Source organism: Chryseobacterium sp. UF-81, from assembly GCF_058245105.1.
The window spans coordinates 635,756-645,357 of record NZ_JBSIBX010000001.1; the positions used below are offsets into that span (position 1 = coordinate 635,756).

Sequence of the window (9,602 nt, forward strand, 5' to 3'; positions counted from 1 at the left end):
TAATGTATAGTAAAAAACGCTTCGGAAGAGAAACGTTTATAAAATCCGGATATCATTGAATTTGTTTTCTCCGAACTTATCCTGGAACTTTTTAAGATAAAAACTTTTCCGCATCTGAAAATCATGTTTGAGCAGAGGAGAATCGATACAGATCATAATGCATTGGTCTTCAATATTAACGCTTTTAATTTCCTTAAAAAGGCTTTCATCCAGATAATCTTCCAAAAAATCTTTAATTTCAAAAGCAATTAGTTTATGCTCGAAGCCATGGATTCTTGCAAAAGATTTTACAAGTTCTGAGGATTGAAATTCACGTTTTTTATTCTTTTTCATGCTGCCGGTTTCGGGGTTTGGGATTCGGGGGACGGGTTTTAGAGTCGCAGTTAAGGATGATTGGATTATTTAATTTTATTTTCGTTCTAGTTTTCTTTGGCCCATTTTTTATAGTTGCTAATTTTTGCTCCAAGTATATTATATTCATTTCTTAGGATTTCAAATTCTAAAGCAGTCTCAGGATATAATGCTATAATTTTTTCTAAATGATTAATTGTTTCATCGTTGCTGGCGTGACTGTATATCAGAAAGCGGATGTATTCATTTTTATAAGATGACCTTCCATAACCCTCTACAATATTGGTGATGACAGAATCAGATGATCTCCTTAACTGACTAGCTAATTCAAATAACTCATATTTTGGAAGAAGAAAAGTAGCCTTATGCGTTTTTAAAAATAATTCCAAAGCGGTTTTATAGATGTCTAAATTCCTATAACTCATAATCAGATGTGTTAGGCTAAATTTAGTAATTTAGAAATTAATAAAATTAACTGCAATTCATATTTTAGATCTCTATTGATCTCGAAACTCGGAACTCGTAGCGCAAAATCCACGCTTCAAAAATTATCAAACTTCAAAAATTATACTTTCTTCATTGATTTTCTTTACAACACTTTCCGTACGTTCTCTGTGAGTATCAGTGATAAAGATCTGTCCGAAGCTTTCCTGATTAACCAGTTCGATCAATTGTGAAACACGCGTATCATCAAGCTTATCAAAAATATCATCAAGAAGAAGGATCGGGGTTTTCTTGGTTAATTCTTTTACAAGACTCATCTGTGCTAATTTTAACGAGATAAGGAAAGATTTCTGCTGTCCCTGCGAGCCTACTTTCTTGATCAATACATGATCCATCTCAAAAAGCAGATCATCTTTGTGAATTCCTTTTGAAGTATAGGTAAGCATCCGGTCTCTTTCAAGACTTGCTGTTAAAAGCTGCTGGAAAGCTCTCTCAGGCTGAGCGGAATCAAAAATATCACTTAAATCGGACTGATATTGAACAGATACCGTTTCTTTTCCTCCGGAAATAATCCTGTAAAAATTCTGGACAATAGGGCCGAGCTTTTCAACAAAATTGCTTCTTTTCTCAAAAATATTAGTTCCGAATTTTGAGATCGGGGCATCATAAATCTCCAGAGAATCTTTGTCCCAGGTTCTGTTTTTAGCGAAATATTTTAACAATGCATTTCTTTGCTGTACCGTTTTCTGATACTGTATCAGGTCAAAGAGATACTCCGAATCCGTCTGGGATATCATGGAATCCAGAAATCTTCTCCGGCTTTCCCCCGAATCTGAAATCAGGTTGGAGTCATAAGGCGAAATCATCACACTCGGCAGATATCCGATATGGTCCGCAAGCCTGTCATAGCTTTTATCATTCTTTTTAATGATCTTTTTGGCTTCTTTGGGCTGGGAGATTTTAATGATGTCTTCACTGTCTTCATTCTGGACTTCAGCATCAATGGTGAAAAAATCTTCATCCCTTTTGATATTGTTAAAGTCTGTGTTTCCTAAAAAACTTTTCCCTACGGATAAATAATGCAGCGCATCCAGGATATTGGTCTTTCCGGCACCGTTGTTTCCCACAAAACAGTTGATCTGCGGAGAAAATTCAAACTTCTTCTCCGAGTGGTTTTTGAAATTGTAAAGGGAAAGCTTTTTGATAATCATTCGTCAAAAATACTCCATTATTAGTAAAAATAAAAAAGGAAGTGCAGAGCAGGTTTCTATCCCGAAAGAAAAATAAGCGTCATCTCTTTTATTTTCAGAGAAATAGATCAGGATAAAGGTGATGATTCCTGATAGAAAAAATGCAATACCATAAGCAGATTTTAGATAAAATTCAGCAATAAGCATGCTGATAAAGACAAGCAGGTAGGCAATGTATTTTGTATTCTGTACGCCGACCAGTTTGGGAAAAGTCTGTACCGTATCGCTTTTCATATCCCGGATGTCGAAAGGCAGAACAAGAGCCGTTATAAAAAAGAAGCTGATCAGAAAAATGGGAATACTGAATTCCGGAAGCGTAAGCCAGCTGTTAACCAATGCCCAGACCAGGCCTACATAAAATACTTTCAGCATCGGAATCTTCCGGATATAGACATCCAGGAAAAAACTGTTGTAAAGCAGTCCCAGAACCACAATGATGAACCATTTCAAAAGTCTTATTTCATTATGATTGTGAATGATCAGAAAGGCACAGACGATACCTGCTGCAGCATTCAGTACCAGGATTTTCAAAAAGTGCCTGGTATATTGATATTTGGTATAAAGATATCCGCTGAAATAAGTGATGAAAATAAGCAGTATGGTGGGGAAACGGAATGTGTTTTGCTCTTTCATGAAAAACACTGCAAATAAAGTTCCCATAACGGAGACATAAATTTGACTGTCAATGACAGTTTTTTTCAGTATTTTTAAGAAATTCATTTATCAAAAATAACATATATGAAAAGATTTTCCAAGATTTTTATGCTTTTGCTTCTAATGCTGAGCTTTTCTGCTGTTTCGGCACAGAAATACTACGACGACCAGTGGAAGAAAGTGACTGACAACAGTATGAAAGGTGCCTATAAATCTAATCTTCCCATCATTTTAGACATACAAAACCATGCCATGAAAGAAAATAATACCATACAGCTCATCCGTTCCCTGAAAGCAGAATTCAGCATTGTCAACCAAACGGTAGATGATGATAAAAATGATTCTGCGTCCCGGTTTTTTAAGAAACTTCAGGAAACAGATTCTCAACTTAAGGGTGAGGGAAAATTGGTATATCATGTTCTTCTGAATGGTTTCTTTATGGATTATTATAATCAGAATTCGTGGGAGATAGAAAGCAGAACCAATATCAATTCACAGGACCTTTCCCAGATTGAAACCTGGAGCAAGCTTGATTTTAAAAATTATCTGAAGAAAAGCTATCAGGAGCTCGACCAGCAGGAGCAGGAGATGAAGAAAATTTCCCTCTCAAAGTACAAGGATATTTTTACAGAAATCAAGGATATCGTTTATTTTCCGACTGTATATGAATGGTATTCTATGAAAAAGATCAGTTTTCTTTCTCAGAATGGTCTTTTTACAAAAAATGAATTAACGGAAAACAGAACAGAAATCAATGCTATTTTTGATGAGCTGATTGCACAGAACAGTGGAAATCCAAAGCTTTATTTTATGAAAGAAAAGCTGACGGAAAATTGTAATTACAGCCAGTGTAAAGATAAGCTTGAGCAGCTTCAGAACCTTTTGAAATCTGATACCGAAGGAGATTACAAAGTGATCATCATGGAGGATATCATGAATGAGCTTCTGGCCAAAAAGAAAGAGAAAGAAGCTTTGGCCATCGCAGCTCAGGCGAGGAGTCAATATCCGAAATCTCCATTCATTGAGAACATAAAAAATAAAGAAAACCAGATCATCAATCCGTTTCTTACCATTAAATACGAACAGCAGACCCAGAATAACCTGCCGATCCATTTCGTAGCGGACCATAAGAATGTGACGGAATTTTCTCTGAACATTTATGAGGTAAAAGAAGATTTTACAACACTCATGCAATATGTGCAGAATGCTTACAACAATACTTTTGGAAAGGTTAAAAAAAATCTGGTAAGAAAAGAAACTTTCCAGCTTGGTGATTCCAAAGATTATCAGGTTCATAAAACATCCCTGGAGATCAAGCCTCTGCCTTCCGGAATTTATGTTGTTGAATATGCCGTTGCCGGATCCGAAGTAAAAGACAATGATTCCAGACAGAATTTTTACTTCCTTGTTTCAGGAAACAGAGTGATTTATCAAACCAAAACAGACAGAAACCAGCTTTCCAATACCCTGAAGCTGGTCAATAGTGAAAACGGTAAACCTGCCGTGAATGAAAGCCTTACGTTTTACGAGTTTGTGGCTAATAAAACCTTAAATAAAATTGACGGAAAAACTGATGCAAACGGCGTTTTTAAATTCCCTTCCACAGACAGCAAAGAATATTACAGAACTTTCCTGATCCGCCAGCCAAAGACCAATGATTTCCAGATCATGCAGGTATATGGAAATAACGGGAATGCAGAAGACTACAACCCAAATAAGCAGATGCGCACCCTGGCCCAGATCTTTACGGACAGAGCGATCTACAGACCGGGACAAACCGTTTATTTCAAAGTAATCAATACTAAAATAGATAAAGAAACAGAAGCTGTAATTTCAGGCTTAAAACAGAAGATCACACTTCTGGATGCCAACAGTCAGGAAGTTTCTTCTCAGAGCTTTTCAACCAATGAATTCGGATCTTACCATGGAAGCTTTATCCTTCCGAAAGGTCAACTGAACGGAGTTTTTTATCTGAAAACAGATGAGGGATCCCAGGGCTATAAAGACATCAGGGTTGAAGAATATAAAAGACCTAAGTTTGAAGTCACTTTTGATCCTGTAAAAGAGGAATACAAATACGGACAGACTATCGAGCTGAAAGGAAAAGCAATGATGTTCTCCGGAGTGGCTTTGAGTAACACAACCGTTAATTACGAGATCAAAAAACACAACATCAGATGGAGATACTTCTGGTGGTATCCGCGTGGTGACGACAATGAAAATTCAATCCTTGGCGAAGCTAAAACCAATGAAAAAGGAGAATTTGTGATCCGTCTTGATCTTAAAAAAGATGAAAAGCTGGAAGGAATTCAGATCGATAATTATGAGATCAATGCTTCGGTAACGGATATCAATGGGGAAACCCAGTCTGCCAATACCCAGCTGAAAATAGCTTCAGTCTCTCACTATATTAAAGCTGACGGAATCAAGAATACATTCAGTGATGAAAATGTAAAACTGAAAGTAGAAACCCTGAATTACAATGAGCAGGATCTTAAAAAAACATACAACGTAAAACTGTCAAAACTGGCGGTACCGAACAGGATTTTCAGAGATAATTTTGCGACAGAAGTTCAGGACCTTCCTAAATATTCGAAAGAAGAATTCATCAGTAAATTCCCACACGATTTATTTGACAAAACTGAAGAGACCAAAAATCTCAAAGCAGAAAAGGTAATTTCTGAAAGACAGCAACAGCCGACAACTGAACTGGATTTAGGAAAACTGGAAGCAGGCGATTATCAGCTTGAACTGTATAATATTGAAGGGAAAGACACCATAAAATCTTCTCAGAATTTCAGTATCTGGGACAAAGGTTCTTTAAAACCTTTACAGAAAACCTTCCTGACCGTTATTGAGCCTAAGAATGAATTCTCAAGAGGAGAGAAGGCTAAAGTGTATGTGTATTCCGCAGTTCCGGATGCGCTTGTCAACGTATTTGTTCAGGACGGTTCCGGAAAAACAGTGTCAGAACTACACCAGATGAAAAAAGGAGTTTTGGAATACGCTACAGATATCCCGAAAGATAAAAGCGTGTCATCCTTGAATATCCAGTTCCAGATTGCAGCATTCAATGATGTGCAGACCCAGGCTGTGACTTTAAAAATAAAAGATACGGAACAGCCTGTAAAAATTGAGACCGTTACCTTCCGAGATAAGCTGGAACCTAATTCAAAAGAAAAATGGACGGTAAAAGTTTCAGGAAGCGACAAAGAAAAAGTAAATGCTGAAGTACTGGCGAATATGTACGATATGTCACTGGATCAGTTTGCCGTGAATACATTCAGCTGGCAGAATTTGTATACCCCGTATTCTATAGTGACTTCTTACGATATCAGACAGTATCTCCTTCAGCAATACTATCAGAAAAGGCTGAAATATTACAATGGAAAATATGTAGAGGTACCGAACTTTAACTGGTTCGATGGTGATTTTGACAGTTATGGACTAAGAGGAAGAGTAGCAGGAATGCAGGTGGAAAATATGGCAATGCCAGCTCCTGTTGCAGAAGCACGAATGGCAAGCGAGGCTGTATCATATAAAGCAAAAAGAGTAAATTCAGGCGCAGCAATGGAAGCCCAGGCTGATTCAGCAGTATCTTTAAATGAAATTGTAGCTGTAAAAGAAAACCTGGAAAAAGTTCCCGTACGCCAAAACCTAAATGAAACAGCATTCTTCTATCCTGATCTGAAAACAGATGCCGATGGGAATGTAAGCTTTGAGTTTACTTCTCCGGAAGCATTAACCAAATGGAAACTGATGTTCCTGGCTCACACTAAAGATGCCAGAGCAGCAGTACTGGAAAAACAGGTGGTGACGCAGAAAGAATTCTCTGTAACCCCAAATTATCCAAGATTCTTAAGAGAAGGCGATGAGCTGAATCTTCAGTCGAAACTGTCCAATCTTACTGATAAAAAACTAAGCGGTTCTGCAGAGCTTCAGATTCTGGATGCCTTTACAAATGAAAATATTTCATCTAAATTTGGCATCAATGCAGGTACGCAGAATTTTAATTTAAATGAAAAAGGAAACAGTGCATTAACATGGAAACTTAAAGTTCCGAATAACGTATCTTCAATTATATTGAAAGTGGTAGCCAAAGCAGGAGCGTATTCGGACGGAGAGCAACAGGCGGTTGCCGTGCTTCCGAACAGAATGCTGGTAACAGATGCTGTACCTGTGTTTGTGAAAGAAGGAGAAACCAAGACATTTATTCTGGATAACCTTACCAATACAAACTCTGCCACGGTCACCAATGTTTCCAATACCCTGGAACTGACTACGAATCCGATCTGGGAAATTATGTTCGCATTACCTAGCCTGAAGAATGATCAGAACAGCTCCGCCGATGTAATTTTCAACAAATGGTTTGCAGATGTACTGGCCTCTGAAATATTCAGGGCCAATCCTAAAATGAAGACTGTTTTTGAAGAATATCAGAATAAAGGATTACTGAATTCAAATCTTGAAAAAAATCAGGAGCTGAAACAGCTTTTACTGGAGGAAACCCCTTGGGTGCTGGAAAGTAAAAATGAAGGCGAGCAGATGCAGAAACTGGCTCTTTTATTTGATGCCAATACGATGAGAAATTCAATCAGTCAGGATTGGGATGATCTTAGAAAGCTTCAGAATCCTGATGGAGGCTTCTCCTGGTATTCCGGATATCCAAGTTCTTACGGAACATCGCTGTACATCCTTAAAAATCTGGGTAAGATCAACAAATGGTTAAAAGACAATGCGAAAGATTACCAGGGAACAGAACAGAAAGAACTGGTGACAAAACTCGTTCAGTATGTAGATAATGAAATCGATAAATACTGGAATGTAAAGGATAATATCTGGAACAACTGGGCGATTGATTACCTTGACACCCGAAACTATTGGGAAAAAGAATACCCTCTTAAAGGAAAAGGCGCTTCATTGAAAACCCTGGTAAAACAGAAAGCAAAAACGGCTAAGATCACAGATTTTACCTTCTTCGGACTTCACCGTGCGGCCTTACTGATGAATGATTACGGATTAAAAGACGTTTCAGATAAATTAATGAACTACCTGAAAGAAACTTCCACCGACACAAAAACTCAGGGCGTTTACTGGAAGCAGAACCTTAATGACTGGGGCTGGTTCGGATCCAAAGTGGTGAATCATGCAGGAGCTTTAGAAGCATTCAATACATTAAAGCCTAATGATCAGAAAATGATCGAAGATATGAAGATCTGGCTGATCACACAGAAAGAAGTCAACTCATGGGGAAGCTCAAGAGGAACTTCGGAAGTAATCTTTACCATCTTGAATTCAGGGAAATCCTGGACAAGTGCCGAAAGCGACAAAGCAACGATTGTCTGGGGCGGAAAAGAACTGGCTCCGCAAACTCAGGCTACAGGCTATGTAAAATCAACGGTGAAAACAGATACAGTAGATAAGAATTTAGGAACTGTTACCGTTACCAAACCTGGTCCGGGAATTGTGCAGGGAGGACTATTCTGGCAGTATTATGAAGATTTAGATAAAATTAAATCTTCTGAAAACTACATTTCCATTACCAAAGAACTTTACAAAAAAGTGAAGACAGTTAACGGCGAAGAGCTTCAGAAAATTTCAGCAGATACCCCTTTAAAAGTAGGTGATAAAGTAACCGTAAGAATGATCCTGAATACAGACAGGGCAATGGAATTTATTCATATTAAAGATATGCGTGCAGCAGGATTTGAACCCACAGATGCGCTGTCCGGATACCAGTGGAAAAACAGCCTGGGCTATTACCAGTCTACCAAGGATGCTTCTACCAATTTCTATATTCAGTATATGCCGAAAGGAAAATATGTCTTCGAATATGATCTTGTATCCAATGCGGCCGGGAAATTCTCCAATGGTATTACGACCATGCAGAATTATTATGCTCCACAGATGAATGCCCATACAAAGGGAACCAATGTGACAATTTCAGAGTAATTTATAAAATAAACAAAAAACTGTAGTAGCCTCTTACTGCAGTTTTTTTTGTCTTCAGCTCAATAGTGTCTATGTAATTTTCTTTTGTTTATAGACTTCAAAGGAAGTTTCCGTACCTGGTAGGAGAATTAATATTTTATAAAACTAAACATTTGTTTAATTTTGGAATGGTTTTTGAAAGTACAACAGAAATTTTAAAAAAAAACAAAATGAAATTTTCAAAGACGTTAATTACAGGATTGGTAATGTTGGCAGGAGTAAATGCTTTCGCTCAAAAGAAAGCAGAAAAATTTGAAAAATTACAGATTGAAATGTTCCCAAAAGCTAAAGAAGGATTCAAGCAGGTGTATATTCAGCTGCCTGTTGCAAAAAATGAAAACGACCTAAAAGTGGAGTTTTTTGTAGGTGCTGAAAAAATGCTGGACTGTAACAAATATTTCCTGATGGGAGAAGTGAAAACGCAGGACCTTCAGGGTTGGGGCTACAACTATTATGAAGTAGAATCGAATGGTGAAGCAGGAGGTACATTAATGGCCTGCCAGGATCAGAAGAAGACCAAGAAATTTGTAACCCTTCAACCGGAGATTGTAAGATACAACAGCAAGCTGCCTTTGGTATTCTATGTGCCGAAAGATCTTGAAGTTCGTTACAGAATTTTACGTCCTGATGCTAAAATGAAATCAGCGGTTCAGAGATAACCTGAATAATTTTAAATAACAGCTCCTCACAATTTGTGGGGAGTTTTTGTTTTATAAAACATTTAAATTATTAAGATATGAAAGTATTAAACCATCAAAACTCATCTCTCTCTCTTTAAAGCATTAAAATAAAATCTGCGTTACCTGCTAAATCTGCGAGAGTCTTTTTGTTTTTTCTCTCGCATTCTATGTTAAAAAGCAAGTAAAATTTATTAAAAATTAAGATGCAAATTTGTAAGTGTTTACAAAAGGA

General features: G+C 37.4%; 6 protein-coding genes. 2 read left to right on the plus strand and 4 right to left on the minus strand.

Features of this window, described 5'->3' with window-relative positions:
• Positions 1-36: 36 nt before the first annotated feature.
• From AC4IFE_RS03070 to AC4IFE_RS03085, 4 genes are all read right to left on the minus strand, one after another.
• Positions 37-333 carry a DciA family protein gene (locus AC4IFE_RS03070; protein WP_490754782.1) on the minus strand — a complete coding sequence of 99 codons (297 nt, stop codon included), beginning with the start codon at positions 331-333 and terminating at the stop codon, positions 37-39.
• Positions 334-419: 86 nt separating this feature from the next.
• Positions 420-776: a four helix bundle protein gene (locus tag AC4IFE_RS03075; RefSeq protein WP_490754783.1), complete on the minus strand. Its 357-nt coding sequence runs from the start codon at positions 774-776 to the stop codon at positions 420-422.
• Between the two features lie 126 nt (positions 777-902).
• Positions 903-2,006: a DNA replication/repair protein RecF gene (gene recF / locus AC4IFE_RS03080; RefSeq protein WP_490754785.1), complete on the minus strand. Its 1,104-nt coding sequence runs from the start codon at positions 2,004-2,006 to the stop codon at positions 903-905.
• Positions 2,007-2,009: 3 nt separating this feature from the next.
• Complete coding sequence (locus AC4IFE_RS03085; RefSeq protein ID WP_490754786.1) at positions 2,010-2,705, minus strand: UbiA prenyltransferase family protein; 696 nt, start codon at positions 2,703-2,705, stop codon at positions 2,010-2,012.
• Between the two features lie 78 nt (positions 2,706-2,783).
• Between AC4IFE_RS03085 and AC4IFE_RS03090 the strand changes: the two genes are divergently transcribed.
• On the plus strand, positions 2,784-8,651 hold the full coding sequence (locus AC4IFE_RS03090; protein WP_490754787.1) for an alpha-2-macroglobulin family protein: 5,868 nt from the start codon (positions 2,784-2,786) through the stop codon (positions 8,649-8,651).
• Between the two features lie 209 nt (positions 8,652-8,860).
• Entirely contained in the window at positions 8,861-9,349 is a 489-nt protein-coding gene (gene eco, locus AC4IFE_RS03095) for a serine protease inhibitor ecotin (RefSeq protein WP_490754789.1), read from the plus strand.
• Positions 9,350-9,602: the final 253 nt, after the last annotated feature.